This is a genomic window from Salipiger sp. (assembly GCF_048261495.1).
In the GTDB taxonomy this organism is placed as follows: Bacteria; Pseudomonadota; Alphaproteobacteria; order Rhodobacterales; family Rhodobacteraceae; genus Salipiger.
Map to the genome: position 1 here is coordinate 1 of NZ_JBLXFX010000013.1, position 26,764 is coordinate 26,764.

Sequence of the window (26,764 nt, forward strand, 5' to 3'; positions counted from 1 at the left end):
CCCTCGGCGACACATCCACCCTCGCCGACCCCTCCGTCGTCGACACCCTCATCGAAAACCGCGCGAACAAGGGGTGAGGGACATGGACGGACAAACCATCACCACCGCGCCCGTGCTCATCCTTCTCGGCCCTCCGGGCGCCGGCAAGGGCACCCAGGCACGCATGCTCGAAGACCGCTTCGGCTTTGTCCAGCTGTCGACCGGAGACCTGCTGCGCGCCGCCGTCGCCAACGGCACCGCGGCGGGCAGGGAGGCCAAGGCCGTCATGGAGGCCGGCGGGCTGGTCAGCGACGACATCGTCATCGCCATCCTGCGCGACCGCCTGGCCGAGCCCGACACGGCGCGCGGCGTCATTCTCGACGGTTTCCCGCGCACCACGGTGCAGGCGCAGGCGCTGGATGCGCTGCTGGCCGAGACCGGCCAGCAGATCGACGCGGCCATCAGCCTCGACGTCGACGACGCGGCAATGGTGACGCGGATTTCCGGCCGCTTCACCTGCGGCGGCTGCGGCGAGGGCTATCACGACAGCTTCAAGCAGCCCGCCGAGGCCGGCGTCTGCGACAAATGCGGCGGCACGGAGATGAAGCGCCGGGCCGACGACACTGCCGAGACGGTGGCCTCCCGTCTGGACGCGTATCACGCCCAGACCGCCCCGCTCATCGACTACTACGAGAAGAAAGGCGCGCTCGCCCGCATCGACGCGATGGGCGCCATCGACGACATCGCCGCCGGGCTCGGCGCGATCGTGACCAAGGCGACGGCCTGAACCGTCAACCGCCCCCCGCATGGGGGGCGGCGCGTTTTTCAAGGAGAGGAGGGAGCCGCCATGGCGGACCATACAACGAACGCGGCACATGCCGCGGACAAGTCGGGCGAGGCCTACTGGAAGGCCAACATCCGGCTCATTCTCATCAGTCTTGTCATCTGGGCCCTGTGCTCGTTCGGATTCGGCATCCTGCTGCGCCCGGCCATTTCGGGCATCGCCGTCGGCGGCACCGATCTCGGGTTCTGGTTCGCCCAGCAGGGCAGCATCCTGGTCTTCCTGGCGCTGATCTTCTTCTACGCCTGGCGGATGAACCGGCTCGACAAAGAATTCGGCGTGGACGAGGAGTAAGACGCCATGGATCAGTTTACCATCAACCTGCTGTTCGTGGGCGCGTCCTTCGCGCTCTACATCGGCATCGCGATCTGGGCCCGCGCCGGTTCCACGTCGGAATTCTACGCCGCAGGCCGCGGCGTCCACCCGGTCACCAACGGCATGGCGACCGCCGCGGACTGGATGTCCGCTGCGTCCTTCCTGTCGATGGCGGGCCTCATCGCCTTCACCGGCTATGACAACTCGGCCTATCTCATGGGCTGGACCGGCGGCTACGTGCTGCTGGCGCTGCTGCTCGCGCCCTACCTGCGCAAGTTCGGCAAATACACCGTGTCCGAGTTCATCGGCGACCGCTTTTATTCGCCGACCGCGCGCCTCGTGGCGGTGATCTGCCTCATCATCGCGTCGACCACCTACGTGATCGGCCAGATGACCGGCGTCGGCGTGGCCTTCGGACGCTTCCTCGAAGTCGATGCCACCACCGGCCTGCTGATCGGTGCCGTCATCGTCTTTGCCTATGCCGTGTTCGGCGGCATGAAGGGCGTCACCTACACCCAGGTCGCGCAATACGTCGTGCTGATCCTGGCCTACACCATTCCGGCGATCTTCATCTCGCTGCAACTGACCGGCAACCCGATCCCCGGGCTGGGTCTGTTCGGCACCGACACCGCTTCGGGCGAGCCGCTTCTGGCCAAGCTCGACCAGATCGTGCGCGAACTGGGCTTCGGCGAATACACCGCCCATAACGGCGATACGCTGAACATGGTGCTGTTCACCCTGTCGCTGATGATCGGGACGGCCGGTCTGCCGCACGTCATCATGCGGTTCTTCACCGTCCCCAAGGTGGCCGATGCACGCTGGTCCGCCGGTTGGGCGCTGGTCTTCATCGCGCTGCTCTACCTCACGGCCCCTGCCGTGGGTGCCATGGCGCGCCTCAACATCACCCAGCAGTTCTGGCCGGAAGGCACCTCGGGCCAGGCAGTGTCGCTGGAGCAGATCGAAAGCGATCCCGCCTACGACTGGATGGCGACCTGGCAGCAGACCGGCCTTCTGGGCTGGGAGGACAAGAACGGCGACGGCCGCATCCAGTACTACAACGAAAAGTCCCCGGCGATGCAGGAAAAGGCCGCCGCGGAAGGCTGGACCGGCAACGAGCTGACCAACTTCAACAACGACATCCTGGTTCTCGCCAACCCGGAAATCGCCAACCTGCCCGGTTGGGTCATCGGCCTGGTGGCCGCCGGCGGTCTGGCCGCCGCGCTCTCCACCGCCGCCGGTCTGCTGCTGGCCATTTCCTCGGCCGTCAGCCATGACCTCATCAAGGGTCAGATCAACCCCGGCATCTCGGAAAAGGGCGAACTGCTCTCGGCACGGATCGCCATGGCGGTCGCCATCGCCGTCGCGACCTGGCTCGGCCTCAATCCCCCGGGATTTGCCGCGCAGACCGTGGCGCTGGCCTTCGGACTGGCCGCGGCCTCGATCTTCCCGGTCCTGATGATGGGCATCTTCACCAAGGTGAACAACAAGGGCGCCGTGGCGGGCATGATCTCGGGTCTGGTGGTGACGCTGGTCTACATCTTCCTGCACAAGGGCTGGATGTTCATTCCCGACACCAACTCCTTCACCGATGCCGACCCGCTGCTCGGAACGGTCAAGTCGACCTCCTTCGGGGCGGTCGGGGCGCTGGTCAACTTCGTGGTGGCCTTCACCGTCTCCGCGATGACCAAACCGATCCCGCGCGAGATCTCGGAGCTGGTCGAAAGCGTCCGCGTGCCCCGCGGCGCGAGTGCGGCGCAGGACCACTGAAACTTCGGGGCGGGCCATCCTCCCGGCCCGCCCCGCCCCCCCGATCCCGCCTCCGCACGTGCCGGGGCGGGATTTTCTTCGAGACACATGCCGGAGTCCGAGATGCCGACAGCGCCTGAAGATCTCCGCCGCTTTCTCACCTCCATGCACCCCTACGACGCGCTCGACGACGAGGCGCTGGACACGCTGGTTCCGCAGTTCGTCGTGCGCACCCTTCCCGCGGGCGCGGCGGTCTACGACATCGGCGCCCCGCTCGAAGGTCTGCATGTCGTGCAATCCGGACAGGTCGAGATCCGCGACGGCAACGGTGTCGTCGTCTCCCTGCTCGGTCCCCGCAACAGCTTCGGCGAACGCGGCCTGACGCGCGACGGTCTCGCGGCCACTTCCGCGCGCACGCTGGAAGAGACCGTCCTCCTCCTGCTGCCCGTCTATGCCTTCGACGCGCTGGTGCGCGATCACGCGGCGGCCGCGCGGTTCTTCGACCGCTCCCGAGCCGCCCGCCCGCAGCGGTCCGACCTGGCACGATCGCGGGTCGAAACCCTGATGACGACCCGCCTGCTGACCCTGAGCGCCGATGCAACCGTGCAGGAGGCCGCGCAGGTCATGGCCGCGCACCGCGTCTCCTCGGTCTGCATCACGGAGGGCGCGGCGCTAAAGGGCATCCTCACCCTGCGCGACGTGTCGGGCAAGGTGGTGGCCGACGGCCTGCCCTACGACACGCCGGTGTCGCGGGTGATGACGGCCGACCCGCTGTCCCTGCCGCCGTCGGCGATCGGATCGGATGTGCTGCACATGATGATGGAGCGCCACATCGGCCACGTTCCCGTCACCGAGGGCGGCAGGCTGGTCGGCATGGTCACGCAGACCGACCTCACCCGCTTCCAGGCCGTGAGCAGCGCGGGGCTCGTCGCGGAAATCGCCGGGGCGGCCACGCCGGCAGAGATGGCCCGCGTCACCGAGCGGATCCCGCAGCTTCTGGTCCAGCTCGTCGCGGGCGGCAACCGGCACGAGGTGGTGACCCGGCTCATCACCGATGTTGCCGACACCGTCACCCGCCGCCTGCTCGCGCTGGCCGAGGCCAGGTTCGGCCCCGCCCCGGTGCCGTGGCTCTGGCTGGCCTGCGGGTCCCAGGGACGGCAGGAACAGACCGGCGTGTCCGATCAGGACAACTGCCTGTTCATCGACAATGCCGCCACCGACGACGACCTCGCCTATTTCGCGCGGCTGGCGAAATACGTCTGTGACGGGCTCGACGAGGCGGGCTATTTCCACTGCCCCGGCGACATGATGGCGACCAATCCGCGCTGGTGCCAGCGCGTCGGCACCTGGCGTCAGTACTTTGCCCGCTGGATCACCCGCCCCGATCCCGAGGCGCAGATGCTCGCCTCGGTGATGTTCGACCTGCGTCCCATCGGCGGCACGGTCTCCCTGTTCGCGGACCTCCAGGCCGAGACGCTCGAGGCCGCCTCGAGGAATTCCATCTTCGTGTCCCACATGATCGCCAATTCGCTCAAGCACACGCCGCCGCTCGGGCTGCTGCGCGGTTTCGCGACGATCCGCACCGGCGAGCACAAGAACAGCCTCGATCTCAAGCACAACGGCGTGGTGCCGGTGGTGGATCTCGCGCGCATTCACGCCTTGCAGGGGCGGTTGCCCGCCGTCAACACGCGCGCGCGCCTCGATGCGGCCATCGCCGCGGGCAGCCTCTCCGGGCGCGGCGGTCAGGATCTGATCGACGCCTACGACCTGATCGCGGAAATCCGGCTCGAGCATCAGGCAAGGCTGGTCAAACGCGGCGACAAGCCCGACAATTATCTTGCCCCGGCCGATCTTTCGGACTTTGAACGAAGTCATCTGCGGGATGCCTTCGTGGTGATCAAGTCGATGCAATCGGCGATGGGCCACGGGCGCGGCATGCCGGGCTGACAGCAACCTTGGGAGGGGGGCACATGTTCTGGGAACTGATCGCGGTCATCGTCGCGGGGGTGGCGGGCGCGGGTGTCGTCATGCTGCTGGCCCGCGCAACCGGCGGGCGGGTGCCGAAATGGCTGATCCCCGTGGGGGCGGGGGCGGCGATGCTGGCGACGTCGATCTCCAACGAATACAGCTGGTACGACGCGACCAGCGGCAACCTGCCCGAAGGCGTGCTGGTGGCCGAAACCCACGAAAGCCGCGCACTGTGGCGGCCCTGGACCTACCTCGTGCCCATGGTGGACCGCTTCGTCGCCGCGGACCTGCCGAGCATGCAGCCCAATGCCGATACCGAGGGCCTCTGGCTGGTGCAGCTCCATTTCTTCCAGCGCTGGCATCCGACCCGGACCGTGCAGGTCATGGTCGATTGCCCCGGCGCGCGCCGCGCCGCGCCGTCCGGTGGTGACGGAGGAGAGCCGCGCTGGATCGACGTCACGGCGGAGGATTCCATCCTTGTCGCGGTCTGCGGGGGCGGTGCATGACACGGCTCGGGCTGCGTCCGAGGATCTTCCTGTTCTTCGCGCTGCTTGCCTGCGGCGGACCGGCCGCGACCTGGCTGGCGCTCTGGGCGGGCTACCGGCGCGCGCTCGACTCCGGCCTCGCGAACGGTTTCGTCCTCGCCGGGATCATCGCGAGCTTTGCCCTGGTGGCCCTTGCCGCCGGGATCTGGCTGCTGTTCGACGAGAACCTCGCGAAGCCGATCGAGGGCCTCGCGTCGGAGCTGCGCGTGCGCGCCCATACCGGGGCGGATCGCGGGGTCGACACCCACGGGGCGCGCTACCTCGGCGACCTGGCCGAGGCCGCCGGTGCGGTGTCGGCGCTGCTCGGCGACAGCACCATGGCCACGGCGCAGCGGGTCGCCGCCGAGACCGAGCGGCTGGCGGCGGATCGCGCCCGGCTGACCGCGCTGCTCACCGAGATTCCGGTGGCGATGATCCTGGTGGGTTCGCGCGGGCAGATCGTCCTCTACGACGGGCAGGCCGCCGAGATCCTGGCGCGGTTGCACCACCCCCGCCTCAACGCCCCGATCGGCGACTATTTCAGCGCCGCGAGCCTCGATCCGGCGGTGGCCAGGATGCACCGTACCGGGCGCGAGGTCGCCTTCACCGCCGATGGCATCGACGGCGCCCGGCGCCATGCCGCGCGGATCCGGCCGATGGACGGCGGCGGCTACCTGATGACCATCGACGCGGGCGAGATTTCCCTGTCGCCCGAGGCCGAGCGCCCGCTGATCTACGATTTCGACCTGCTGCGGAGCGCGCCTCCCGCCTCGGTCGCGGAAACGCCGCTGTCCGAGCTGACCTTCTGCGTCTTCGACACGGAAACCACCGGCCTCCTGCCGCACAAGGACGAGATCGTGCAGATCGGCGCGGTCCGCGTGGTCAACGGTCGCATCGTACCGGGCGAAGTCCTGGACCAACTGGTCGATCCGGGCATCCCTATTCCGCCCGCCTCCACCCGCGTTCACAAGGTTTCGGACCGCATGGTGCGCGGACAGCCCGACATCGCCGAGGCCGGGCGCCGCTTTCACCGCTTCGCCTCGGGCTCGGTCATCGTGGCGCACAATGCGCCCTTCGACATGGCCTTCCTGCGGCGGCAGTCTGCCCGGATGGGCGTGCGCTGGGATCATCCGATCCTCGACACGGTCCTTCTCTCCGCGGTGCTCTTCGGGGCCGGGCGGACCCATACGCTTGATGCGCTCTGCGCGCGGCTCGATGTCACGATACCGCCGGCCCTGCGCCATACCGCACGCGGCGATGCGCAGGCGACGGCCGAGGTGCTGGTCCGTATGCTGCCCATGCTGCAGGCGCGGGGAATGGTCTGCCTCGGTCAGGTTCTCGACGAGACGCGAAAGCACGGCCGCCTTCTGGAAGACCTGAACTGAGATCGTCGAGCGCCGCCTGAAGGGCGTCGCGCGACAGCCGTGCCAGCGGCAGCGCGGACAGGGCCGTCATCCGCGCCTCGAGCGCGCGACAGGCCCCGTGCAGGGCCGCGGCACGGGGAATCACCCGCGTGTCCCCCGGGGGCGCTTCGGGCATCGGCCAGTAGATGCAGACCGGCAGGGGATCGGCAAAGACCGGCAGCGCCTCTGCCGCCGAGGGCGAGAGGGCGATGACCACCTCGGCCCCCGCATGTGCCGAGGTCCCCTCCGGCACCAATGACACCGTGTCGTGATCGCGCGCGCGCAGCATCTCCATCACGAGCGGATCGGCCGTGGATGCCGGGCGCAGCCCCGCCGACGCCACCATGAAACGCCCGCGCGCGACCCGTCGCCCCACCGCCTCGGCCAGAAGCGACAGCCCCGCGTTGTCATCGTCGAGGAACAGCAGGCGCGGCTTGCCGACCGCCCCGCCGGGAATCCCCCCTGCCCGCCCGAGCGCGAGGTCGCGCAGCAGCGCGTCCGCCGCAGATTCGAGCGCGCCGGGAATCGCCGTATACAGCCGGGCAGGCCCGTCCCGACGCAGGGCCAGCAACCCCGCCGAGGTCAGGGCCGACAGATGCGCCGACAGGGTCGACGGCGCCACCTGCAACGCCTCTGCAAGCTCGCCGGCGCCCAGCGGGCGCGGCAGGTTCCGCATCAGCAGACGAAGCACCCCCGCCCGAAGCGGGTGGCCGAGTAGGGAGAGAGAGGGCAGCCCGGGCGCGTCCATACCGCTCCAATAGCGCAGGCTCCGCCAAGACAGGGTTAACGCCAGCCACGGGCGAAAAATCTTTTCCGAAAGATTTTGCGGCCCCGCCGTTGTACGCCCGTCCCGCCGTCGCGCCGCCGTCAGCGGCCCGCCTGGATGGATTCGAGATACTCCAGCAGCGCCACCAGCTTCCGCGGTGTCGGGGTCATCCGACCGTCACCGGTGTCGAGCGGGACAAGATCGCCCTCCAGAAGCTCGCCGAATTCGGGCATTCCCGGTCCCGCCGAGTCCGACCGCGCGTAGCCGTCGATGGTCGACAGGATCTCGGCCCGCGGAAAGCGGTTGCCGTGCCGGACCGAGATCAGCGTGAGGTTCTTCGGCGCTGTCTCCAAGGAGCGCGCCAGCGGCCCGTTGCCCTCGGCAGTCGCGCCGTGACATTCCGCGCAATAGGACAGGAACAGCGCCCGCCCGTCGCGCTGCCCCGGCATCTCCGCCGGCATGCACCCCGACAGGGCCATGGCCGCAAGCCCCCATCCCGCGATCATCCGTTTCCGCATTCCGCCCGCTCCCGTCGTTCATCTGCCCCGCCTGCCGCGCCTGACGCGCCTCCGGGCGATGGGGGGCTCCGCATCACCTGCGGCAGGATCGCCCGGCCGCGCCCTCTCCGCCTTGATCCGGATCAAAGGGGGGATGACATCGCCCGGCGCCGCGGCCATTGTCTGCCCGACGCCACGGAGAGACCGACATGCCCGCACAAGCCCTGATCATGCTCGCCGCCGGTTTCGGGATCCCGATACTCGCCGCCCTGAACGCGCGCCTCGGGGCCTGGATCGGCTCCCCGGCAGCGGCGGCAGCCATCCTGTTCTGCGTCGCGCTCGGCGCCTCGGTGCTCGTGCTCTTCGCGCTCGACCCGCGCCCCGTCGCGCGCGCGGTGACGGCGCCGAAACACCTGTTCCTCGGCGGGCTCTTCGTCGCCTTCTACGTGCTGTCGATCACCTATGTCGCACCGAGCTTCGGCATCGGAAACGCGGTGTTCTTCGTGCTGCTCGGACAACTCGGCAGCGCCGCGCTGATCGACCATTTCGGCCTGTTCGGCGCGCGCGTGAACCCGTTCTCGCTGACCCGCGCGGGAGGCATCGGCCTCATGGCGCTCGGCGTCTGGGTCACCCAGCGCGCCTGACCCTCAGAGCGGCACCAGGCCGCCGTCCCGCATCTCCACCCGGCGGTCCATGCGCGCGGCCAGGTCCAGGTTGTGCGTGGCGATCAGCGCCGAAAGCCCGGTCTCCCGCACCAGCGCCATGAGCGCCCCGAACACCGTGTCCGAGGTGGCGGGATCGAGGTTCCCCGTCGGCTCGTCCGCCAGCAGCAGCTTCGGCCGGTTCGCCATGGCACGGCAGAAGGCGACCCGCTGCTGCTCGCCCCCCGAGAGGGCCGCGGGACGATGCGACGCGCGGTCCCCGAGACCGACGCTCTCCAGCAGGCCCTGTGCCCGCGCGGTGGCTTCGGCCCGCGCCGCGCCGTCGGCGCGTTGCGGAAGCGAGACGTTCTCGATCGCGGTGAATTCGGGCAGCAGATGGTGGAACTGGTAGACGAAGCCGACCTCCTGCCGCCGGATGATGGTGCGGCGCCGGTCCGACTGCCGGCTCATCACCTCGCCCGCGATCGCCACCTCGCCCGCGTCCGGCGTGTCGAGAAGCCCGGCGATGTGCAGCAGCGTCGACTTCCCCGCACCCGAGGGCGCCACCAGCGCCACGACCTCGCCGCGTGCCACCTCCAGATCGGCGCCGCGCAGCACGACCACCTCGTTCGGCTTGCCGGGGTTGTAGGCCTTGCGGATGCCCGACAGGCGCAGGACCGGTTCATTCATAGCGCAGCGCCTCCACGGGGTTCATCCGGGCCGCCCGGCGCGCCGGGAAGATGGTGATGACAAAGGACAGCCCCAGCGACAGCGCCATGGCGCTCAGCACGTCGCCCGCCTGCAGCTTGGCGGGCAGCGCGTAGATGCCGCGCACCGCCGGGTCCCAGACCCCGCCCCCCGAAACGTAATTCACCAGGGAAAAGATCGGGTCGATGTAGATGGCAAAGAGGCAGCCGAGGATCACCCCCATCAGCGTCCCCAGCACGCCGGTGAAGGCACCGCAGATGAAGAAGACGCGCAGCACCGCGCCCTCGGTCAGCCCCATGGTGCGCAGGATGCCGATGTCGCGGCCCTTGTTCTTGACCAGCATGATGAGCCCCGAGACGATGTTCATCGTCGCGATCAGCACCAGGACCGAGAGGATCACGAACATCACGTTGTCCTCGACCTCCAGCGCCCGCAGGAAGGCGCCCGAGGAATCCTGCCAGGTCCAGACCAGCGCGCCTTCTCCGGCTGCCTGCTGGATGGGCACGGCCAGCGCCTCGATCGCCTCGGGATCCTCCACCATCACCTCGAGCTCGTCCGCCTGTCCCTCGCGGTTGAAATAAAGCTGCGCCTCGTCGAAAGGCATGTAGATGCGGGTCCGGTCGATGTCGTAGCGCCCGGCGGTAAAGATCCAGACGACCTCGTAGACCTTCACCCGGGGCGAGACCCCGAAGGCGGTCCTGACCCCGTCGGGCGAGATCAGCTTCACCTCGTCGCCCTCCCCGACGCCCAGTTCGCGTGCCACGCCCGACCCGATGGCGATGCCTTCGCCGAACCGTGCGAGGTCGCCCCGCCCGGTCTCGGGGTCGACGATGCGCGGAATGCCGGCCAGGTCCTCGGGCGCGATGCCGAAGACCTCGATCCCGGCATTGCGCCCGTTGGCGGTGCCCATGACCTGGCCCTTGACCAGCGGCGCCGCGCGCACGACGCCCGGAACCGCGGCCACCCGCGCGGCGCGGTCGCGGAAATCCTCGAAGGTGCGCACGACCCGGCCGAACTCGTCCTCGCGCGAGGCGGCATAGACCGTCGCATGGGCGTTCGATCCCAGGATGGTGTCCACGAACTCTGCCCGGAACCCGGAACGCACCGCCAGTGTGGCGATCAGGGCAAAGACGGCAAGGGTGATGCCGACCAGGCTGATCCAGGTCATCACGCTCACGCCGCCCTCGGCCCGCCGCGCGCGCAGGTAGCGCCAGGCGATGGTCCATTCGAAACCGGCAAAGGGGGTCGGGGTGCTGGCCATTCTCCGGGCGCCTTCCTGCATCTGCTCGCGCGGGACCCTGACCGCTGCGCCCGGCGGGGTCAAGCGCCGCCGCCACGGCAGCCCCGGCGCGAGCGTCTTTCTTCTGGCCGCAAATATCCCGGGGAGTCCCGAAGGGACGGGGCAGCGCCCCCGCGAGGCCGACACGCAGCGCGGCTTGACCGGAGGACCGCCCCCGGCGTAAGGGGCGGACATGACCGGACCCCGCTACCCCCGCCTGATCGAAAGCCTTCCCGCCACCGTGCCCTTCGTCGGCCCGGAAGTGCAGGAGCGCGCCATGGGGCATGCCTTCCGCGCCCGGCTCGGCGCGAACGAGAACGTCTTCGGCCCCTCCCCGAAGGTGCTCGAAGCGATGGCGGCGCAGGGTCAGGAAATCTGGAAATACGCCGATCCGAGCCACCACGACCTGAAGGCCGCGCTTTGCGCAGAACTTGGCTGCACCGCCGACAACATCGTCTTCGGCGAGGGGATCGACGGCTGCCTCGGCTATCTCGTCCGCCTGCTCGTCGCGCCGGGCGATGCGGTGGTGACCTCGGACGGGGCCTATCCGACCTTCAACTACCACGTCGCGGGCTTCGGCGGGACGCTGCACAAGGTGTCCTATCGCGACGACCGCGAGGACCTGCCCGCGCTTCTGGCCAGGGCGGCCGAGGTCGATGCAAAGATCGTCTACCTCGCCAACCCCGACAACCCGATGGGCACCTGGCATGACGGCGCCTCGATCGAGGCGGCGCTGAACGACATTCCCGACGGCACGGTCCTCGCCCTGGACGAGGCCTATGCCGAATTCGCACCCGAAAGCGCCGTGCCCCGGATCGACCCGGAAGATCCCCGCGTCATCCGCTTCCGCACCTTTTCCAAGGCCTACGGCATGGCCGGCGCGCGCGTCGGGCTCGCCCTCGGGGCGACGCCGCTGATCCGCGCCTTCGACAAGATCCGCAATCACTTCGCCATGAACCGCCCCGGTCAGGCGGGCGCGCTGGCCGCGCTCGGGGACCGGGACTGGCTGGCCCATGTGCGCAGCGAAGTCGACAGCGCGCGCCTCCGCATCGCCGCCATCGCGCGGGCGAACGGCCTCGACCCGATCCCTTCGGCAACCAATTTCGTCGCGGTGGACTGCGGCGGCGACGGCGCCCTCGCCCGCGCGGTGCTGCAGGCCCTCGCGGCGCGCGGCGTCTTCGTGAGGATGCCCTTCGTCGCCCCTCAGGACCGCTGCATCCGCATCAGCGCGGGCACGCCCTCCGATCTCGACATCCTCGAACAGGAGCTTCCGGCGGCCCTTCAAGAGGCGCGCGCCGCGCTCTGACGCCGGTCGGGGCGCGGTTCGGCACAGTTCTGCGGAACCACAACGAAATCGAAAGGGTTTCCATCGCAGTGTCGACCACGGCCTGCACCGGGACGGTCCCGGTCAAGGCCCGGTCAAGGATGGAGCCCCGGATGGAGCAGAGAAGCCGCACTCACGCGCCGGATCACACCACGGCAAATCTCGTGCTGATCTTCGTCAACATGATCTGGATATTCCTCGTGGTCTGGGGGGCGTTCGGATTGGGCGCCGTGGCGATCCTCGGCGCCTTCCTCAATCACCTCATCACTCGGCTGGAATTCCGCCTGCGGCAGCACGGTTGAGCAGCACCGGCGTACCGCCGCCGATGATCTCTGCCGCCGCCGCGACCCCGCCCCGCCCGTGCGGCACGTCGAGCGCCTGAAGCCCCGCCTCGACCACGCCCAGCAGGCCGAGGATCATGTGCGCATTGACGTGCCCCATGTGCCCGAAGCGGAAAAAGCCGGTGCCCGAGGGATCGTCGGGTTCCGACATGCCGAGCCCGATGCCCAGCGTCACCCCGGCGGAATTGGCCGTCCATTCCCGCAGCCGCGCCCCGTGCGGCGCGCCGAGCCGCAGCGCCGTCACCGCATGACTGCGGACGGCGGGATCGGCGATGTTCAGCGTCAGCGGTCCGGCCGAGCCCCAGACATCCGCCGCCGCCCAGATCGCGCGGGCAAGGCGGGCATGACGCGACCAGATGGCGTCGAGCCCTTCCTCCCGGATCAAGTCGAGCGCGGCGCGCAGACCGTAGAGGTGATGGGTCGGCGCGGTTCCGCCGAAGAACTGGTAGAAGAATTCCGGCTCGGAGCGCGGCACCCAGTCCCAGTAGCGGCTGACCCGTTTCATCTCGGCCCGCCGCGCCGCCGCGCGGTCGTTGAAAAAAACGAAGCCCAGCCCCGGCGGAACCATCAGCCCCTTCTGCGAACCGGTGACCATCACGTCGACGCCCCAGGCGTCCATGCGGAATTCCTCGCATCCGAGCGAGGCGACGCAATCGGCCATCAGCAGCGCCGGGTGCCCGGTCTCGTCCATCGCCCTGCGCAGCGCGGCGAGGTCGTTGCGCAGCGAGGTGGCGGTATCGACATGGGTCGCCAGGACCGCCTTGATCCGCCGGTCCGTATCGGCCCGCAGAGCCTCGGCCACGCGGTCCGGGTCGAGCGGTGTCTTCAGGCCGAAGTCGATGATCTGCGTCTCGACACCGAGCCCGTTCGCCATGTCGGCCCAGCCGAAGCCGAACCGCCCGGTGGCCGGCACCAGCACGGTGTCACCCTCGCCCACCACATTGGCCAGGGCCGCTTCCCAGGCGCCGTGGCCGTTGCAGATGTAGATCGCCACGCGGCCCTCGGTCTGCGCCACGTACTTCAGGTCCGGCACCATGCCGCGCACCATGTCGACCAGCGCCCCCTCGTAGATATTGGGCGAGGAGCGGTGCATCGCGCGCAGCACCTCCTCGGGCATGACTGAGGGACCGGGAATGGCCAGGTAGGGGCGGCCTTGGGCAAGCGACATGTCGGGAACTCCGGGATCACCCCTTGAAATGGCAGGGGCAACCCCAACCTAACCGCCATGGCGACGAGGTCAACGCCCCGCCGCCGCTTGCCAACGGGGCCCCTGCCCCGTAGACACCGCCCGAGGGCGCGGAATGGACGGAATGCTCAGCACACTCTGGGAACGGATCGAGAAGGCCGAAAGGCGCATCCGCCGCTCGTTCGGCAAGGATATCTCGACTCCGGGCGCGCGGGCGCTGTCGCAGGTCCATTACAACCTGTTCGACCATGCCTGGCTGCGGACCTTCTGGACCAATTTCTGGCAGATCGCGCCGGGGGTCTGGCGGTCGAACCACCCGACCCACCGCCGGTTCGAAAAATACGCCGCCATGGGCATCCGCACCGTCATCACCCTGCGCGGCGAGGAAAAGTATTCGCACTACCTGTTCGAGAAGGAAAGCTGCGAGACCCTCGGCCTGACGCTGGAACACGCCAAGCTCTGGGCCCGCATGGCGCCCGGACGCGAACGCATCCTGCATCTGATCGACACCATGCGCGCCGCCGAAAGGCCGATGATGTTCCATTGCAAGTCCGGCGCCGACCGCGCGGGCTTTGCCGCGGCCGTCTACCTCATGGTGTTCGAGGGCGTCCCCGTCGAACGGGCCCGCAAGCAGCTCGGCCTCAAGTACATCCACCTGGAATTCACCAAGACCGGCATCCAGGGCTACATCCTCGACACCTATGCCGCGCGCAACCGCCGCGCGCCCATCGGGTTCGAGGACTGGATCCGCACCGAATACGACGACAAGGCGCTGCAGGCCGGGTTCGACGCCCGCCGCCCGCCGGAAGATCTGGCATGAGCGAACCCGCCTATACCTCGCGCGGTCTGATAACCTGGCTCTGGTGGACCTACCTCTGGCCCTATCGCGGGCGGCTGGTCCTCGCCGTGTTCTTCATGATGATCGAAGGGTCGATGTTCGGCTTTCTCAGCTACATGATGAAGCCGATGTTCGACCGGGTCTTCGTCGGCGGCGACGGCTCGGCGCTGATCTGGGTCGGGCTGGCGATCTTCGGGATCTTCATGATCCGCGCCGTGTCATCGGTGGTGCAGAAGGTGCTCCTGACCCAGGTGTCGCAGCTGAGCGTGGGCGACATCCGCACCGACATGCTGGCGCACCTCGTGACGCTCGACGGCAGCTATCACCAGGTCAACGGTCCGGGCTACCTCATGCAGCGGGTCGAAGGCGACGTGGAAAGCGTCAACAAGGTCTGGCGCATCATCATCACCGGCGCCGGGCGCGACGTCATCGCGCTGGTGTCGCTTTTCGCCGTCGCGCTGTCGACCGACTGGCAATGGACGCTGGTCGCGCTGATCGGCGCGCCGCTTCTGGTGGCCCCGTCGATCTTCGTGCAGCGCTACGTGCGCGGCAACGCCCGCAAGGCGCGCGACATCGCGGCGCATCTGTCGACCCGGCTCAACGAGGTGTTCCACGGCATCGTGCCGGTCAAGCTGAACCGCCTCGAGGACTACCAGACCGACCGCTACCGCAAGCTGACCCGCCGCCGCGTCAGGACCGAGGTCCGCTCCTCCATGGGGCAGGCCGGGATTCCGGCGCTGATCGACATCATGTCCGGGCTCGGCTTTCTCGGGGTGCTGTTCTACGGCGGGGGCGAGATCCTGACCGGCGAAAAGACCGTGGGCGAGTTCATGGCCTTCTTCACCGCGCTGGGGCTGGCCTTCGAACCGCTGCGCCGCCTCGGGGCGGTCAGCGGGACCTGGCAGATCGCCGCCGCCTCGCTCGAGAGGATCAAGGAAATCCTCGATCACCAGCCGGATCTGCGCGACCCGCCCGATCCCGTCGCCGCGCCGCAGGGCACGCCGCGGATCGTGCTGGAGGACGTGAAACTCGACTACGGCGAAGCCCCGGTGCTGCGCGGCGTGAGCTTCGTCGCCGAAGCGGGCAGGACCACGGCCCTCGTCGGGGCGTCCGGGGCCGGCAAGTCGACGATCTTCAACGTGCTCACGCGGCTGGTCGATCCCGCCTCGGGCAGCGTGACCATCGGCGGCGTGCCCGTCACCGGCATGCGGCTCGGCGATCTGCGGGGCATGTTCTCGGTCGTCAGCCAGGAGGCGCTGCTGTTCGACGAGACCCTGCGCGAGAACATCCTGCTCGGACGCACCGACGTCTCGGACGCGCAGCTCGCCGAGGTGCTGGAGGCCGCGCATGTGGCCGATTTCCTGCCCCGCCTCGAGAACGGGCTCGACAGCCGAGTCGGGCCACGCGGATCGAACCTGTCAGGCGGGCAGCGCCAGCGGGTCGCCATCGCCCGCGCCATCCTGCGCGACACCCCGGTCCTGCTGCTGGACGAGGCGACCTCGGCGCTCGACGTCGCCTCCGAGGCGGTGGTGCAGCAGGCGCTCGACCGGCTGGCCGAGGGGCGCACCACGCTGGTCATCGCGCATCGCCTCTCGACCGTGCGCAACGCCGACAAGATCGTGGTGATGGACCAGGGCCGCGTTGCCGAAGAGGGCACGCACGAAGAGCTGATGGCCCGCAACGGCGCCTATGCCGCGCTGCACACGCTGCAATTCTCCAAGGGCTGAGGGCATCGCCGGACCCGCGGTCGGGCGCCCCCCCTGTCCCTCGCCCGCTGCACGGCCTATATCTGCCCCGAACGCGAAGGGAGATTCCCATGACCGAAGACCGCAGGGTTCTGCGAGTGAGCGGCCCGGACACGCTGCACTTTCTGCAGGGGCTGGTCACCAACGACGTCACCCGCCTGTCGCAAGGCATCCTCTATTCCGCGCTGCTGACCGCACAGGGCAAATACCGCGCCGATTTCTTCCTTGTCCCCGATGGCGAGGATGTGCTGATCGACGTCGCGGCGCCGCTGGCCGACGATCTGCTGCGGGCGCTGACCATGTACAAGCTCCGCTCCAAGGTCGATGTCGCCGACTCGGGTCGCACCGTCTCGCGCGGGCCGGGCAAGGCGGAGCCGGGCGCATTCGACGATCCGCGCGATCCGCGCATGGGCTGGCGCGCCTATGACGGCCGCCCCTCGACAGAGGCCGACTGGGAGGCGCTGCGCGTCGCCGCCTGCGTGCCGGAAAGCGGCGTCGAACTCGGCCCCGAGAGCTATATCCTGGAGATGGGGTTCGAGCGTCTGAACGGCGTCGATTTCCGCAAGGGCTGCTATGTCGGGCAGGAAGTCACCGCGCGGATGAAGCACAAGACCGAGCTGCGCAAGGGCCTCGCCTCGGTCGAGGTGGACGGTGCGGCGCCGGTCGGCACCGACATCCTCGCCGGAGACAAGGTCGCCGGCACCCTGTTCACGCAGTCCGGCGGACAGGCGCTGGCCTACCTGCGCTTCGACCGCGCCGACGGGGACATGCGGGCGGGCGAGGCGACCCTGCGCTACATCCCGTGACGCCCGAGACCGTCTCGAAGGCGATCGGGGCGCCGGTCCGCGGGCTGACGCGCCTGCAGGGCGGCGACCTGTCCGAGGTCTTTCGCGTCGACATGGCCGATGGCCGGAGGATGGCGCTGAAGCACGGGGCCCACGTGGCGACCGAGGCGCGCATGCTGAATGCCATGACATTGGCAGGCGCCCCGGTGCCCGAGGTGCTCCACCAGACCGGGCGGATGCTGTTCCTCGAATGGCTCGACGAGGCGCCCGCCTCGGACGCGGGGTGGCGCGCGCTCGGCGAGGGGTTGCGCCTGCTGCATGACACGACCGGCCCGGACTACGGCTGGCCCGAGGCCCATGCCTTCGGGCCGCTCCCCCTGCGCAACGACCCGGCCGACCGCTGGCCCGAATTCTGGGCCGGGGCGCGGCTGCGCCCCTTCGTGCCGTTGTTGTCCGGTGCCCTGCCCTCGCGGATCGAGGCGCTGGCCGCCGCCCTGCCGGAGCGTCTGCCGACGCATCCCGCCCCTGCCCTCCTGCACGGCGATCTCTGGAGCGGCAACGCCCTGTTCGGTGCGCTGCGGACCTGGATGATCGACCCCGCCTGCTACCACGGCGATGCCGAGGTCGACCTTGCCATGCTGGAACTCTTCACCGCGCCCCCCGCCGCCTTCCGGCAAGGCTACGGCGCCACCGCCCCCGACCGCATCTCGCGGCGGGCGATCTACCAGCTGTTTCCCGCGCTGGTGCATCTGCATCTCTTCGGCGGCGGCTACGCCGGGCTGGTCGACCGGCTGCTGACCGAGACCGGGCACTGACGCCCGGCTCAGAACCGGCGCACGGCCATGACCACCGCCGGATCTGCCCCCGCCCCGCGCATCAGTGCCTCGGAAGCCGCGTTGAAGACGTGCCAGGTGACGACCCACTCGCGCGCGCCCTCGGCCCGCGCCATGGTCTCGAACCGCGCCACCAGCCGCCGGGCGATGCCGCGCCTGCGCCAGGTCGGGGCGACAAAGACATGTTCCAGCACGCCGAGGCTGCGCCGGTGTTCGAGCGCGGAGGCCGGGACATCCCGCATCCGCCACAGCAGGTAGCCACGCAGCACCCCGCCAGCGCGGTATCCCAGCACGCGGGCGCCCCGCTCCAGCTCGGCCCCGAGATGGGCACGCAGCGCCTCGTCTCCGGCCTCTGCGTGGAACCGGGTCGGGACATGCGCCGCATGCAACGCATTCAGCCCGCGCAGCAGCGGGGCGAGTTGCGGCAGGTCCCGGGATGTGCAGGTGTCGATCATGAAAAAGGCCTCCTGGCATGTGCCGGAGGCCTTTTCGATCCAATGATGTCGCACCCCCGGTTGGTTACGGGGTATGTGCGCGCGGGCCCCGAGGTCAGGCGCGCTCGGAATATTCCATGGTCTCGGTGTTGACGATGATATCCTCGTCCTGCCCGACGAAGGGCGGCACCATGACCTTGATACCATTGTCGAGAACGGCGGGCTTGAAGCTGTTCGCGGCGGTCTGGCCTTTGACGACCGGCTCGGTCTCGACGATCTTGCAGGTGACCTTTTGCGGCAGCGTGGCGTTCAGCGCCTCGCTCTCGTGGAATTCCACGACGATGGTCATGCCGTCCTGAAGGAAGGGGCGGCGCTCGCCGAAGAGGTCGGCGGGCAGTTCGACCTGGTCGTAGGTCTCGGTGTCCATGAAGGTCAGCATGCCGTCGGTCTCGAACAGGAACTGCATGTCCTTCTGTTCCAGGCGGACGCGCTCGACCTTGTCGGCGGAGCGGAAGCGTTCGTTGAGCTTCGAGCCGTTGCGAAGGTTCTTGAGTTCGACCTGCGCAAAGGCGCCGCCCTTGCCGGGCTTCACATGGTCGACTTTCACGGCGGCCCACAGGCCACCATTGTGTTCCAGAACGGCGCCGGGGCGGATCTCGTTCCCGTTGATCTTGGGCATTTGGCAAAACCTTGGCATAAGGTTGACTGAATTCTGGCGCCCCCTATATCTCGCGTAGCCGCCCCGCGCAAGACAACGGATGTCGTGCTGCTCGTGCAGCAAGCTATGCTTACAATGCAACTTAGCTATGCGTGAATGAGGTATCCGAATCGGATGGAATAGTCCATAACGCCCCTCACGCCGAGAAAGACAAGAGCAAAAAACAAAGGTCGAAACATGAAAGATTTCGTGGACAGCACAGCCTTCAATGCCGAACAAGGCAACCGCGCGCGCAAGCTCTTTGCCGCCGTGGTTCTGGCTGCGCTCGACGACGCCATCGCCGACGACAAGAAATACGGCAATGGTCCTGAGCAGATCGCCCGGTGGGCGCGTTCGCGTGACGGTCGCGAGGTGCTTTCCTGCGCCGGCATCGACCCGAATGAACGTGTCGTCTCCGGTCTGATGGAGTTCGTCTCCAAAGGCGTGCGTACCTCTGTCGCGCTGTCGCGTGAAGAGAGCGAGCGCCGCAATGCTGCGGCAGCCGATCAGGCCGAAGCCGCCTGATCCAGATACCCTGACATCGCTGCCAAGACTCGCGAAGGCGCGCTCCCTGCTCGGAGCGCGCCTTCGGGTTTTACGGGATGAACTTGCACGGCAATCGAGACAAAGGCCGCGGGCCTACTCGAATTCCTGGCTCATCAGGATGCGGTGAATCTCGCGACGGACCAGCTTGCGGACGTTGCGGGTGATGCGTTCGCCCAGCGCGCCCTGAAGCTCCTGACGGACGATTTCCGCAACGAGGTCGCGCAGCATGTCCTCGTCGATGAGGGGCGATTCCTCGGCAAGGGTGGCGATGGCATCCGCCTCGTCCTCGTATTCATCCGCATGGTGCATCGCGGGGCGCGGTATCCGGCGCGGGACCGGCGCGGGCTCCTCGCGGGGGGCAGGCTTTGCGGGGGACCGGACAAATGCCGCAGGCTCCTCGTCCGCGTCTTCCACGGGGGCGTTGCGCGAAATGAGCGTCTCCAGCGCGGCGATCTTGCGTTCGAGCGCGGTGTCGCCGGACGGCGCGGGCTGTTCGACGGGTTCGGGCGCGGCGACGGCTTCGACCGGCGCCTCGAGGATATGGATCACACCCTCCTCGGGTTCCCCGGCCTCGTCGGCAACATCCTGATCTTGTTCGTCATCTCCGGAAACCTCGGCCTCCGGCACCGCCTGCTCCGCGACCTCGGCCTCTTCCGGATCGGTCGCGTCATCATCGTCACCGAATTCGGAGTCGAGAACGCGCGCCACCTCTTCGCCGATGAGACGGCTCAGCACCGTGTCGCCGGATGCCGAACTGCCCTCTTCCGCGGCTTCTGCGTCAGGCGCGTCTTCGGCGCTGGCGCTCTCCGGCACGGCCGGGGTGGCGAGGATCAGGGGCGCGGGCGTGCTGTCCTCGGCGGCCTCCAACTCGTCATCGACGGCATCCTCCGGCACCCGTTGCGCGGGTGTCAGCACCAGCCGCTCCGGCGCGGCGCGCTTGGGCGGCACGGCCTTCGGCCGGCTGTCTTCGGAAACGAGACGCCTGATGGATGACAGGACATCCTCGATTTCCACATTGGTCACGGGATCAGACATTTCAATACCACTCCGGCCTCGGCCGGAAGTGTAGCCCGAGGCGCGATTCCAGACAACAGACGCGGAAAATCCTACTTTTTTCCGAGGGCGCGGAGGACACGGTCCAGATCCTCGCCCTGTTTCGACAGCGTCGGCGCCGATTTGACCAGGTTGTAATATTCCTCGGGGTCATAGCGCGGCACGTTCAGCGCAAGTGCATCCGCCGTGAGCTGACCGACCGAGGACAACACGCCATAGGCCGCGATCATCTCGTCGACCTCTGCCGAGATCAGCGCCGCCTGCGCGTCCAGAAGCTCCTGTTCGGCGTCGAGCACGTCCAGCGTGGTCCGGGCGCCGAGCGTGGCCTCCTCGCGGATACCGTTGAAGGCGACGCGCGCCGCGCGGACCTGCTGGCCGCTGGCGTCGCGCGAGGCCTGGAACACGCGAAGCTGGGCAAAGGACGAGGCGACGCCCTGCTCGACAGCACGCACCAACTCGTGAAGCTGGGCCCTGCCCTCGTCGCGGTTGGCCATCGCCTGCCGCACCAGCGACGACAATTCGCCGCCGCGGTAGATCGGGCCGCCGGCCTCGATGCTGATGGTGCCGCCGCGTGAGCCGGCCCTGCTGCCGAAGTTTTCGGTGACACCGTAGGTCGACCGCAGCGACACCGTCGGCTTCATCGTCGCTTCTGTGATCTTGATCGCCAGTTCCAGCGCGGCGACCAGATGCTGCACGCGCAGGATATCGGGATGCTGGCGCACGGCCTGGGCCTTGGCCGCCTCGACGCTGGCGGGCAGTCGCGGCAGGCCGGAGGGATTGGTCAGCGCGCCGGGATAGGCGCCGATGGCGGCCTTGTATTCCTCGCGGTTGATGGCGAGCTGGCCTTCGGCCGCGGCAAGCGCGCTGCGCGACGCCGCCAGTCGCGCCTCGGCGGCGGCGACGTCGGTGCGGGTCACTTCGCCGACCTCGAAGCGGTCGCGCGCGGCTCTCAGTTCCTCGCCGATGACGCGTACGTTGTTCCGGCGCAGGGCAACGGTTTCCGTCGCGCGGCGCACCTCCATGAAGGCCTCGACCCCGCGCAGCAGCACCTCCTGCTCGACCGAGATCAGCTCGAAACGGGCCGCGAGGATCGATTCGCGGGCGGCGTCGAGCTTCAGCAGCCTGCTGCCGCCGGTGTAGAGATCCATCTGACCGAGGATGCCGATGGTGGCGCTGTTGGAGGCCTCGCCGCTCCAGTCCGAAGTCACCGGGTTGCGGGCTTCCCCGAAATTGCGCGTGACGTCGCCGGACCAGGAAAAGACCGGCCGCAGCGCCGCGACGGCCTGGGCGAGATCCTCGTCCGCCGCCCGCAGCACCGCCCGGTTCTGATCGAGAAGACCGCTCGTCCGGTAGGCACCGACCAGCGCCCCCGCCAATGTCTCGGCGCCCGCGGGCGCCACCGATACCGCAGCCAGGGTGGCGCCTGCCAGCAGTCCGATCACCTTTTTCCGCAGCATTGCCTGCTCCCTCAGCCGTTTGTTTCTTGACGCCGGTTCATGCCCTAGAGGGCAAAGGCGCGTTTCTTCCCGAAGCCCGCAAGCACCGGGGCCGTCGCATTGAAGGCAAAGCGCCAGGTCAGCGCCCCGTCGATCTTCCAGCCGATGCGCACCACGCCCAGTTCGCCCTCCATGAAGAGGCAGGCGATGCGTCCGCCGTCCTTGAGCTGATCCGCGATGGCGGAGGGCAGTTCCTCGATCCCGCCTTCGATGATGATGGCGTCGTAGGGGCCATGCTCGGCCGCGCCCTCGGCCAGCGGGCCGGTGTGCAGCACCACATTGTCCACATGCTCGGCAAGCAGCGATGCCGCATCGGCGGCGCGCGCCTCGTCATCCTCGACCGCGACGACGGCCTCGGCGATCCGGGCGATCACCGCCGAGGAATAGCCGAGCCCCGCGCCGATATCGAGCACGAGATCGTCATGATCTATGTTGATCGCATCGAGCATCTTGGCAAAGGTCCGCGCCTCGAGAAGGACGCGGCCATCCCCGAAACGGATGTTGCGGCCGACATAAGCCGCCTCTTTTTTCTCCGTCGGAACAAAGACTTCGCGCGGGATGCGCAACATGGCTTCGATAATGGGAAACTTGGTCACGTCAGACGGCCGCACCTGAGTGTCTACCATCATGCGGCGGCGGGTCGCGAAGTCGGTCATCCGCTAAACTCTTCCGTTCAGATTGTCCTGAAACGGTTGTGCCACACTTGCCGCGCCGGGGCAATGTCCAGCCGGGCACAAATGGAAATACCCGGCGCCGAGAGGCGTCCGGGGTCGTTCCCGAGGCATCGGGGGCCGGTGTCAGGAATCCTTGCGCATCGCCTGGCCGGCGGCCCGACCGGCAAGAAAGGCCTCGATCAGCGAACCGGTCGAGGGGGCGGCGGCGGTGCGCGCGGGCAGCCGCGGCCGCACCGGAAGGTAGAGGAAGAGCAGCCCCACCACCAGATAGGCCCCGCCGATCATGGCGGCCGAAAGTGCCGCGCCGAACGCCGGTTCGAGCCCGATCCAGGCGGCGATGGTGAAGAAGGCGGCGGCGACGATCAGACAGATCGCGCCAAGAACATTGCGCGCGGCCCTGGTGAGACCCGCGCGCAGACGTGCTTCGAAAACAGTGAACACTGTCGATTATCTCCGGGAGCCAAGGTATCCGATCAGGAACCCCACTCCGGCAGCAATCCCGATGGATTGCAAGGGGTTTGCGCGGATGCTGTCGCGCGCCCCGGCTTCGAGTTCGGAGACCTTCGCACCGGCCTGGCGCAGGGCGTCCTCACCGGCGTTGCGGGCTTCCTGCACCTTTTCCTCGGCGCGGTCGCGCACCTCGCGGCCCTTGCGGGTGCCGATGTCGCCGATCAGCTCGGCAAGGTGCGACACGTCCGAGCGCAGCGTCGCGATCTGTTCGGACAGCGCATCGACGTCGCGGGTTTCGGTCTTGGGGGAAATATCGGTCGGGATCTTGGACGCGGCTTGTGCCATGGTCGCTCTCCTGGGTTGAACTGCTTGTCGATAGCCGAACGCGGGGCGCGCGGAAAAGGTTCCTGACCCCGTCGCCATTTCGCCCCATCCGCGCCGTGACGCGGCTCAGACCGGGGGCAGGACCTTGCCGGGATTGAACAGGTCCTGCGGATCGACAGCGCGTTTCAGAAGCCGCATCAGCGCCAGCGCGGGATCGCCGAATTCCTCTCGCATGAACTTTGCCTTGCCGTAGCCGACGCCGTGCTCGCCGGTACAGGTTCCGTCCAGCGCGATCGCCCGGCGGGCAATCTTTTCCGACAGCGCCTCGGCCAGTGCCAGTTCCTCCGCGCTTGCCGGGTCGATGAGGTAGGCGGTGTGGAAATTGCCGTCGCCCACGTGGCCGATGGCGGCGGTCGGGAACGGGACACCGGCGGCAATCTCCTCGGCGAAGAGAATGCAGTCGGTCAGCGCCGAGATCGGCACGCAGACATCGGTGCCCCAGATCCTGGCCCCCGGCCGCTGCGCCATCAGGGCGTAGTGGAATTCGTGCCGGGCGTGCCAGAGCCGGGTGCGCTCTTCGGGCGAGTCGGCCCAGCGGAAATCGGCGCCGCCGTTGGCCGCCGCGAGATCCCCCGTCAGGTCCGCCTGTTCGCGCACCGCCGCGGCGGAGCCGGTGAATTCGAAGAACAGCGTCGGGCTTTCGGCATGGTCGAACCCGCCGAAGGCATTGACCGCCGCCAGCGCCGAAGTGTTCACGAATTCCATCCGCGCCACCGCGATGCCGCACTGGATCACCTCGGACGCCGTGGTGACGGCAGAGCGCACGTCGGGAAAGGCGCAGACCGCGGCGAGGGTCGCTTCGGGAATGCCCTGCAGGCGCAGCGTCACCTCGGTGATGATCCCGAGCGTGCCCTCCGAGCCGACGAACATCCGGGTGAGATCGTAGCCCGCGGCGGATTTGCGCGCGCGGCTGGCCGTCCTGACGATGCTGCCGTCGGGCAGGACCACGGTCAGCGACAGGACGTTTTCCCGCATCGTCCCGTAGCGCACCGCGCTCGTGCCCGAGGCGCGGGTTGCGGCCATCCCGCCGAGGGTGGCATCGGCCCCCGGATCGACGGGAAAGAACAACCCGGTGTCGCGCAGGTGGGTGTTGAGCTGCTTGCGCGTGACCCCCGCTTCGACCGTGCAATCCATGTCTTCGGCGCGGACCGAGCGGATGCGGTCCATCCGCGACAGGTCGATGCACAGCCCGCCCCGGATCGCCGCCGTGTGCCCTTCGAGCGAGGTGCCCGCACCGAAGGCCACCACCGCGACCCCTGCCCCGGCGGCCAGCCTGACCAGGGCCGAGACCTCGGCCGTGGTGTCGGCGAAGGCGATCACGTCGGGCGGCATCGAGGGGTGCCAGTTCTCGCCCCGCCCGTGCTGGTCGAGATCGGCCGGTTTCAGCGAAAGCCTGTCGCCCATGAGGGCGCGCAGGTCGTCGAGGAAGCCCGCGGGGAGCGGAAGTCTGGTCCGGGTCGGGAGCGCCATGAATCAATCCAGTCCGAAGAGACGGGGCAGGAACAGCACCGTCTCCGGCACGTAGGTGATGAGCAGCAGGACGGCGATGGCGGCGGCCATGAACGGCCACATCGCCCGCACGATCTTTTCCAGCGGAACCCCGGTGACGATGGAGCCGGTGAACAGCGCCGCACCGTAGGGCGGCGTGATGAGGCCGATCACCAGGTTGAACACCACGACCACGCCGAAATGGATCGGATCGACGCCCAGCTTCACCATGGCGGGCATCAGCATCGGCACGATGATGAAGATCGCCGGAAGCATGTCCATCACCATGCCCCAGAGCAGCAGGAAGATGTTGATGATGAGCAGGATGACATATCTGTTGTCGGTGACGCTGAACAGCAGGCCGGCCACCATGTCGGGCACCCGTTCGGTCGCCAGCACCCAGCTGAACACCGCCGAGGAGCCCGAGAGCAGCAGCACCACGCCGGCAAGCGCGCCGCTGCGGGCCAGCACCCGGCCCAGTTCGCCCCATTTCACGTTGCGCCCCTGCCGCGCGAGCACCAGCAGGAAACCGTAGCCCACCGCCGCCGCCGAGGCTTCGGTCGGGGTGAAGACGCCGGACAGGATGCCGCCGAGGATGATGAAGGGCATCGCCAGGAACGGCAGGGAGCCGAGCGTGACCCGTGCCATCTCGCGCAGGCCCAGCCGGCCCTCGCGCTGCGGAGCCATGCCCCGCGAGGTCAGGAAGACCACGACCGACATGGCGATCGCGACCAGCACGCCGGGCACCGCGCCGCCGATCAGCATGCCGCCGATCGAGGTGCCGGTGATCGCACCGACCAGCACCATCGGGATCGACGGCGGAATGATCGCGCCCTTGATCGAAGAGGACACCGCCAGCGCCGTACCGAAGGCGCGGGGAAAGCCGCCCTTTTCCATCATGCGCACCTGCATCCGCCCGAGTCCCGCGATCTCCGAGATTGCCGAGCCCGAGCAGCCCCCGAACAGCATGGAGGACACCACCGTCACGTAGCCGACCCCGCCCCGGAACCGTCCGACGACGGCATTGGAGAACGTCAGCATCTTTTCGGCGGTGCCGGAAACGACCATCAGGTCTCCCGCCAGCATGAAGAAGGGGATGGCGAGCAGGGTGAAACTGTCGATGCCGATGTAGAACTGCTGCACCACGAGGTAGAGAGGCTGCCCCTCGTAGAGGAAATACAGCACGGTCGACGTCAGCATCGCGAAGGACAGCGGCAGACCGATGATCATGCCGAAGGCGAAGACCGCCAGGAGAAGGGTGAGCGCGCTCATTCGATGGCCTCGATGTCATCGCCGTCAAAGGCATGGGGATTGATGTTGCGGCCCACCATTTGCAGCAGCGCCAGTCCGGCGCCGAGCGGGTAGCCGAGATAGACCCAGAAATACGAGACGCGCAGCGACGGCGTCTTCATGATCGCCTCTTCCAGCGCCAGGTCGAGCCCCTGGAAGAACAGCACGCAGAGCGTCCCGAGGACGACCGCGTCGATGACGAATTCGAGACCCCGCGCCGCGCGCTGCGGCAGCGCCTGCAGCAGCATGGTGAGCCGCGGATGCTGGTTGCGGCGCAGCGCGACGGCCGAGCCGATCAGCACGAGGTAGAACATCATCAGGCGGGCCATTTCCTCGCCCCAGAAGATCGGCGCGTTGAAGCCGTAGCGCGCGATGACCAGCGTCACCACGAGCACCGACATTGCCAGCAGGACGACGCCGGTCAGAAAGGCGGTGAGCCGCGAGACGGCCAGGTCCGCGCGGATGCAGACCTCGTGAAATCGGGACATTTCGTTTCCTCGGACAAGGGGGACGTGGGGCGGTGCCGCGCGACC

The 26,764-nt window shown here is 68.4% G+C and carries 28 protein-coding genes and 1 pseudogene; 14 read left to right on the forward strand and 15 right to left on the reverse strand.

Going from position 1 to position 26,764, the window contains the following annotated elements:
• Positions 1–82: 82 nt before the first annotated feature.
• The 6 genes from ACN0RJ_RS19665 to ACN0RJ_RS19690 all read left to right on the forward strand — a co-directional run bounded on the left by ACN0RJ_RS19665 (position 83) and on the right by ACN0RJ_RS19690 (position 6,758).
• Complete coding sequence (locus tag ACN0RJ_RS19665) at positions 83–766, forward strand: adenylate kinase (protein ID WP_417725390.1); 684 nt, start codon at positions 83–85, stop codon at positions 764–766.
• 60 nt (positions 767–826) lie between these two features.
• Positions 827–1,114, forward strand: a complete 288-nt coding sequence (locus tag ACN0RJ_RS19670) for a DUF4212 domain-containing protein (RefSeq protein WP_417722065.1) — start codon at positions 827–829, stop codon at positions 1,112–1,114.
• Between the two features lie 6 nt (positions 1,115–1,120).
• Positions 1,121–2,902, forward strand: coding sequence for a sodium:solute symporter family protein (locus ACN0RJ_RS19675; RefSeq protein WP_417722066.1), 1,782 nt, complete (start codon positions 1,121–1,123; stop codon positions 2,900–2,902).
• Positions 2,903–3,004: 102 nt separating this feature from the next.
• Entirely contained in the window at positions 3,005–4,828 is a 1,824-nt protein-coding gene (locus tag ACN0RJ_RS19680) for a DUF294 nucleotidyltransferase-like domain-containing protein (protein WP_417725391.1), read from the forward strand.
• A 23-nt stretch (positions 4,829–4,851) separates the two neighbouring features.
• Positions 4,852–5,355: a hypothetical protein gene (locus ACN0RJ_RS19685; RefSeq protein WP_417725392.1), complete on the forward strand. Its 504-nt coding sequence runs from the start codon at positions 4,852–4,854 to the stop codon at positions 5,353–5,355.
• Positions 5,352–6,758, forward strand: a complete 1,407-nt coding sequence (locus ACN0RJ_RS19690) for an exonuclease domain-containing protein (RefSeq protein WP_417722069.1) — start codon at positions 5,352–5,354, stop codon at positions 6,756–6,758. The genes ACN0RJ_RS19685 and ACN0RJ_RS19690 overlap by 4 nt, the downstream gene beginning before the upstream one ends.
• A 589-nt stretch (positions 6,759–7,347) precedes the next feature.
• On the opposite strand, the pseudogene ACN0RJ_RS19695 reads toward ACN0RJ_RS19690, so the two are convergent.
• Positions 7,348–7,524, reverse strand: a pseudogene (locus tag ACN0RJ_RS19695) (ArsR/SmtB family transcription factor); the annotation flags it as partial.
• A 119-nt stretch (positions 7,525–7,643) separates the two neighbouring features.
• The gene (locus tag ACN0RJ_RS19700) at positions 7,644–8,060 is read right to left on the reverse strand and encodes a c-type cytochrome (protein ID WP_417725393.1); all 417 of its coding nucleotides are present in this window, start codon (positions 8,058–8,060) and stop codon (positions 7,644–7,646) included.
• A 188-nt stretch (positions 8,061–8,248) separates the two neighbouring features.
• Here ACN0RJ_RS19700 and ACN0RJ_RS19705 point away from each other — a divergent pair, with 188 nt between their 5' ends.
• The gene (locus ACN0RJ_RS19705; protein WP_417722071.1) at positions 8,249–8,683 is read left to right on the forward strand and encodes a DMT family transporter; all 435 of its coding nucleotides are present in this window, start codon (positions 8,249–8,251) and stop codon (positions 8,681–8,683) included.
• Between the two features lie 3 nt (positions 8,684–8,686).
• On the opposite strand, the gene ACN0RJ_RS19710 is transcribed toward ACN0RJ_RS19705, so the two are convergent.
• Entirely contained in the window at positions 8,687–9,370 is a 684-nt protein-coding gene (locus tag ACN0RJ_RS19710) for an ABC transporter ATP-binding protein (protein WP_417725394.1), read from the reverse strand.
• Positions 9,363–10,649, reverse strand: coding sequence for a lipoprotein-releasing ABC transporter permease subunit (locus tag ACN0RJ_RS19715; protein ID WP_417722073.1), 1,287 nt, complete (start codon positions 10,647–10,649; stop codon positions 9,363–9,365). The genes ACN0RJ_RS19710 and ACN0RJ_RS19715 overlap by 8 nt, the downstream gene beginning before the upstream one ends.
• A 211-nt stretch (positions 10,650–10,860) precedes the next feature.
• Between ACN0RJ_RS19715 and ACN0RJ_RS19720 the strand changes: the two genes are divergently transcribed.
• Both ACN0RJ_RS19720 and ACN0RJ_RS19725 read left to right on the forward strand, forming a co-directional pair.
• A complete protein-coding gene (locus tag ACN0RJ_RS19720; RefSeq protein ID WP_417725395.1) occupies positions 10,861–11,973 on the forward strand; it encodes a pyridoxal phosphate-dependent aminotransferase in 1,113 nt (370 codons plus the stop codon).
• A 131-nt stretch (positions 11,974–12,104) separates the two neighbouring features.
• On the forward strand, positions 12,105–12,293 hold the full coding sequence (locus ACN0RJ_RS19725; RefSeq protein ID WP_417722075.1) for a histidinol phosphate aminotransferase: 189 nt from the start codon (positions 12,105–12,107) through the stop codon (positions 12,291–12,293).
• Here ACN0RJ_RS19725 and ACN0RJ_RS19730 read toward each other — a convergent pair.
• Positions 12,256–13,500, reverse strand: coding sequence for a pyridoxal-phosphate-dependent aminotransferase family protein (locus ACN0RJ_RS19730; RefSeq protein WP_417725396.1), 1,245 nt, complete (start codon positions 13,498–13,500; stop codon positions 12,256–12,258). The two genes, ACN0RJ_RS19725 and ACN0RJ_RS19730, sit on opposite strands and share 38 nt — an antisense overlap.
• 142 nt (positions 13,501–13,642) lie before the next feature.
• Here ACN0RJ_RS19730 and ACN0RJ_RS19735 point away from each other — a divergent pair, with 142 nt between their 5' ends.
• The 4 genes from ACN0RJ_RS19735 to ACN0RJ_RS19750 all read left to right on the forward strand — a co-directional run bounded on the left by ACN0RJ_RS19735 (position 13,643) and on the right by ACN0RJ_RS19750 (position 17,701).
• Positions 13,643–14,338, forward strand: a complete 696-nt coding sequence (locus ACN0RJ_RS19735) for a fused DSP-PTPase phosphatase/NAD kinase-like protein (protein WP_417722077.1) — start codon at positions 13,643–13,645, stop codon at positions 14,336–14,338.
• A complete protein-coding gene (locus tag ACN0RJ_RS19740) occupies positions 14,335–16,083 on the forward strand; it encodes an ABC transporter ATP-binding protein (RefSeq protein WP_417725397.1) in 1,749 nt (582 codons plus the stop codon). The genes ACN0RJ_RS19735 and ACN0RJ_RS19740 overlap by 4 nt, the downstream gene beginning before the upstream one ends.
• 89 nt (positions 16,084–16,172) lie before the next feature.
• Positions 16,173–16,907 (forward strand): YgfZ/GcvT domain-containing protein, encoded by a 735-nt coding sequence (locus ACN0RJ_RS19745; protein WP_417725398.1) that lies wholly within the window; start codon positions 16,173–16,175, stop codon positions 16,905–16,907.
• A complete protein-coding gene (locus ACN0RJ_RS19750) occupies positions 16,904–17,701 on the forward strand; it encodes a fructosamine kinase family protein (protein ID WP_417725399.1) in 798 nt (265 codons plus the stop codon). Before ACN0RJ_RS19745 ends, ACN0RJ_RS19750 begins: the two co-directional genes overlap by 4 nt.
• Before the next feature lie 8 nt (positions 17,702–17,709).
• On the opposite strand, the gene ACN0RJ_RS19755 is transcribed toward ACN0RJ_RS19750, so the two are convergent.
• Positions 17,710–18,174 carry a GNAT family N-acetyltransferase gene (locus ACN0RJ_RS19755; protein WP_417725400.1) on the reverse strand — a complete coding sequence of 155 codons (465 nt, stop codon included), beginning with the start codon at positions 18,172–18,174 and terminating at the stop codon, positions 17,710–17,712.
• A gap of 94 nt (positions 18,175–18,268) precedes the next feature.
• Positions 18,269–18,832, reverse strand: a complete 564-nt coding sequence (gene efp, locus ACN0RJ_RS19760; RefSeq protein WP_417722082.1) for an elongation factor P — start codon at positions 18,830–18,832, stop codon at positions 18,269–18,271.
• 216 nt (positions 18,833–19,048) lie between these two features.
• On the opposite strand from efp, the gene ACN0RJ_RS19765 reads away from it, so the two are divergent.
• Entirely contained in the window at positions 19,049–19,375 is a 327-nt protein-coding gene (locus ACN0RJ_RS19765; RefSeq protein ID WP_417722083.1) for a DUF6280 family protein, read from the forward strand.
• A gap of 114 nt (positions 19,376–19,489) precedes the next feature.
• On the opposite strand, the gene ACN0RJ_RS19770 is transcribed toward ACN0RJ_RS19765, so the two are convergent.
• The 8 genes from ACN0RJ_RS19770 to ACN0RJ_RS19805 all read right to left on the reverse strand — a co-directional run bounded on the left by ACN0RJ_RS19770 (position 19,490) and on the right by ACN0RJ_RS19805 (position 26,719).
• Positions 19,490–20,431, reverse strand: coding sequence for a hypothetical protein (locus tag ACN0RJ_RS19770; protein WP_417725401.1), 942 nt, complete (start codon positions 20,429–20,431; stop codon positions 19,490–19,492).
• A gap of 71 nt (positions 20,432–20,502) precedes the next feature.
• On the reverse strand, positions 20,503–21,906 hold the full coding sequence (locus ACN0RJ_RS19775) for a TolC family outer membrane protein (RefSeq protein WP_417725402.1): 1,404 nt from the start codon (positions 21,904–21,906) through the stop codon (positions 20,503–20,505).
• A 44-nt stretch (positions 21,907–21,950) separates the two neighbouring features.
• Positions 21,951–22,601 (reverse strand): protein-L-isoaspartate O-methyltransferase family protein, encoded by a 651-nt coding sequence (locus ACN0RJ_RS19780; protein ID WP_417722086.1) that lies wholly within the window; start codon positions 22,599–22,601, stop codon positions 21,951–21,953.
• Between the two features lie 141 nt (positions 22,602–22,742).
• Positions 22,743–23,060 carry a hypothetical protein gene (locus ACN0RJ_RS19785; RefSeq protein WP_417725403.1) on the reverse strand — a complete coding sequence of 106 codons (318 nt, stop codon included), beginning with the start codon at positions 23,058–23,060 and terminating at the stop codon, positions 22,743–22,745.
• 6 nt (positions 23,061–23,066) lie between these two features.
• Positions 23,067–23,414: a DUF883 family protein gene (locus ACN0RJ_RS19790; protein WP_417722088.1), complete on the reverse strand. Its 348-nt coding sequence runs from the start codon at positions 23,412–23,414 to the stop codon at positions 23,067–23,069.
• A gap of 105 nt (positions 23,415–23,519) precedes the next feature.
• Positions 23,520–24,923, reverse strand: coding sequence for an FAD-linked oxidase C-terminal domain-containing protein (locus tag ACN0RJ_RS19795; protein ID WP_417725404.1), 1,404 nt, complete (start codon positions 24,921–24,923; stop codon positions 23,520–23,522).
• A 3-nt stretch (positions 24,924–24,926) separates the two neighbouring features.
• The gene (locus tag ACN0RJ_RS19800) at positions 24,927–26,213 is read right to left on the reverse strand and encodes a TRAP transporter large permease (RefSeq protein ID WP_417725405.1); all 1,287 of its coding nucleotides are present in this window, start codon (positions 26,211–26,213) and stop codon (positions 24,927–24,929) included.
• The gene (locus ACN0RJ_RS19805) at positions 26,210–26,719 is read right to left on the reverse strand and encodes a TRAP transporter small permease (RefSeq protein ID WP_417725406.1); all 510 of its coding nucleotides are present in this window, start codon (positions 26,717–26,719) and stop codon (positions 26,210–26,212) included. Before ACN0RJ_RS19805 ends, ACN0RJ_RS19800 begins: the two co-directional genes overlap by 4 nt.
• Positions 26,720–26,764: the final 45 nt, after the last annotated feature.

What these genes read in the sequence shown, in the direction of transcription:
- ACN0RJ_RS19665 (WP_417725390.1), top strand. Translation starts at nt 83, where the DNA reads ATGGACGGACAAACCATCACCACCGCGCCCGTGCTCATCCTTCTCGGC.
- ACN0RJ_RS19670 (WP_417722065.1), top strand. Translation starts at nt 827, where the DNA reads ATGGCGGACCATACAACGAACGCGGCACATGCCGCGGACAAGTCGGGC.
- ACN0RJ_RS19675 (WP_417722066.1), top strand. Translation starts at nt 1,121, where the DNA reads ATGGATCAGTTTACCATCAACCTGCTGTTCGTGGGCGCGTCCTTCGCG.
- ACN0RJ_RS19680 (WP_417725391.1), top strand. Translation starts at nt 3,005, where the DNA reads ATGCCGACAGCGCCTGAAGATCTCCGCCGCTTTCTCACCTCCATGCAC.
- ACN0RJ_RS19685 (WP_417725392.1), top strand. Translation starts at nt 4,852, where the DNA reads ATGTTCTGGGAACTGATCGCGGTCATCGTCGCGGGGGTGGCGGGCGCG.
- ACN0RJ_RS19690 (WP_417722069.1), top strand. Translation starts at nt 5,352, where the DNA reads ATGACACGGCTCGGGCTGCGTCCGAGGATCTTCCTGTTCTTCGCGCTG.
- ACN0RJ_RS19700 (WP_417725393.1), bottom strand. Translation starts at nt 8,060, where the DNA reads ATGCGGAAACGGATGATCGCGGGATGGGGGCTTGCGGCCATGGCCCTG.
- ACN0RJ_RS19705 (WP_417722071.1), top strand. Translation starts at nt 8,249, where the DNA reads ATGCCCGCACAAGCCCTGATCATGCTCGCCGCCGGTTTCGGGATCCCG.
- ACN0RJ_RS19710 (WP_417725394.1), bottom strand. Translation starts at nt 9,370, where the DNA reads ATGAATGAACCGGTCCTGCGCCTGTCGGGCATCCGCAAGGCCTACAAC.
- ACN0RJ_RS19715 (WP_417722073.1), bottom strand. Translation starts at nt 10,649, where the DNA reads ATGGCCAGCACCCCGACCCCCTTTGCCGGTTTCGAATGGACCATCGCC.
- ACN0RJ_RS19720 (WP_417725395.1), top strand. Translation starts at nt 10,861, where the DNA reads ATGACCGGACCCCGCTACCCCCGCCTGATCGAAAGCCTTCCCGCCACC.
- ACN0RJ_RS19725 (WP_417722075.1), top strand. Translation starts at nt 12,105, where the DNA reads ATGGAGCAGAGAAGCCGCACTCACGCGCCGGATCACACCACGGCAAAT.
- ACN0RJ_RS19730 (WP_417725396.1), bottom strand. Translation starts at nt 13,500, where the DNA reads ATGTCGCTTGCCCAAGGCCGCCCCTACCTGGCCATTCCCGGTCCCTCA.
- ACN0RJ_RS19735 (WP_417722077.1), top strand. Translation starts at nt 13,643, where the DNA reads ATGCTCAGCACACTCTGGGAACGGATCGAGAAGGCCGAAAGGCGCATC.
- ACN0RJ_RS19740 (WP_417725397.1), top strand. Translation starts at nt 14,335, where the DNA reads ATGAGCGAACCCGCCTATACCTCGCGCGGTCTGATAACCTGGCTCTGG.
- ACN0RJ_RS19745 (WP_417725398.1), top strand. Translation starts at nt 16,173, where the DNA reads ATGACCGAAGACCGCAGGGTTCTGCGAGTGAGCGGCCCGGACACGCTG.
- ACN0RJ_RS19755 (WP_417725400.1), bottom strand. Translation starts at nt 18,174, where the DNA reads ATGATCGACACCTGCACATCCCGGGACCTGCCGCAACTCGCCCCGCTG.
- efp (WP_417722082.1), bottom strand. Translation starts at nt 18,832, where the DNA reads ATGCCCAAGATCAACGGGAACGAGATCCGCCCCGGCGCCGTTCTGGAA.
- ACN0RJ_RS19765 (WP_417722083.1), top strand. Translation starts at nt 19,049, where the DNA reads ATGAAAGATTTCGTGGACAGCACAGCCTTCAATGCCGAACAAGGCAAC.
- ACN0RJ_RS19770 (WP_417725401.1), bottom strand. Translation starts at nt 20,431, where the DNA reads ATGTCTGATCCCGTGACCAATGTGGAAATCGAGGATGTCCTGTCATCC.
- ACN0RJ_RS19775 (WP_417725402.1), bottom strand. Translation starts at nt 21,906, where the DNA reads ATGCTGCGGAAAAAGGTGATCGGACTGCTGGCAGGCGCCACCCTGGCT.
- ACN0RJ_RS19780 (WP_417722086.1), bottom strand. Translation starts at nt 22,601, where the DNA reads ATGACCGACTTCGCGACCCGCCGCCGCATGATGGTAGACACTCAGGTG.
- ACN0RJ_RS19790 (WP_417722088.1), bottom strand. Translation starts at nt 23,414, where the DNA reads ATGGCACAAGCCGCGTCCAAGATCCCGACCGATATTTCCCCCAAGACC.
- ACN0RJ_RS19795 (WP_417725404.1), bottom strand. Translation starts at nt 24,923, where the DNA reads ATGGCGCTCCCGACCCGGACCAGACTTCCGCTCCCCGCGGGCTTCCTC.
- ACN0RJ_RS19800 (WP_417725405.1), bottom strand. Translation starts at nt 26,213, where the DNA reads ATGAGCGCGCTCACCCTTCTCCTGGCGGTCTTCGCCTTCGGCATGATC.
- ACN0RJ_RS19805 (WP_417725406.1), bottom strand. Translation starts at nt 26,719, where the DNA reads ATGTCCCGATTTCACGAGGTCTGCATCCGCGCGGACCTGGCCGTCTCG.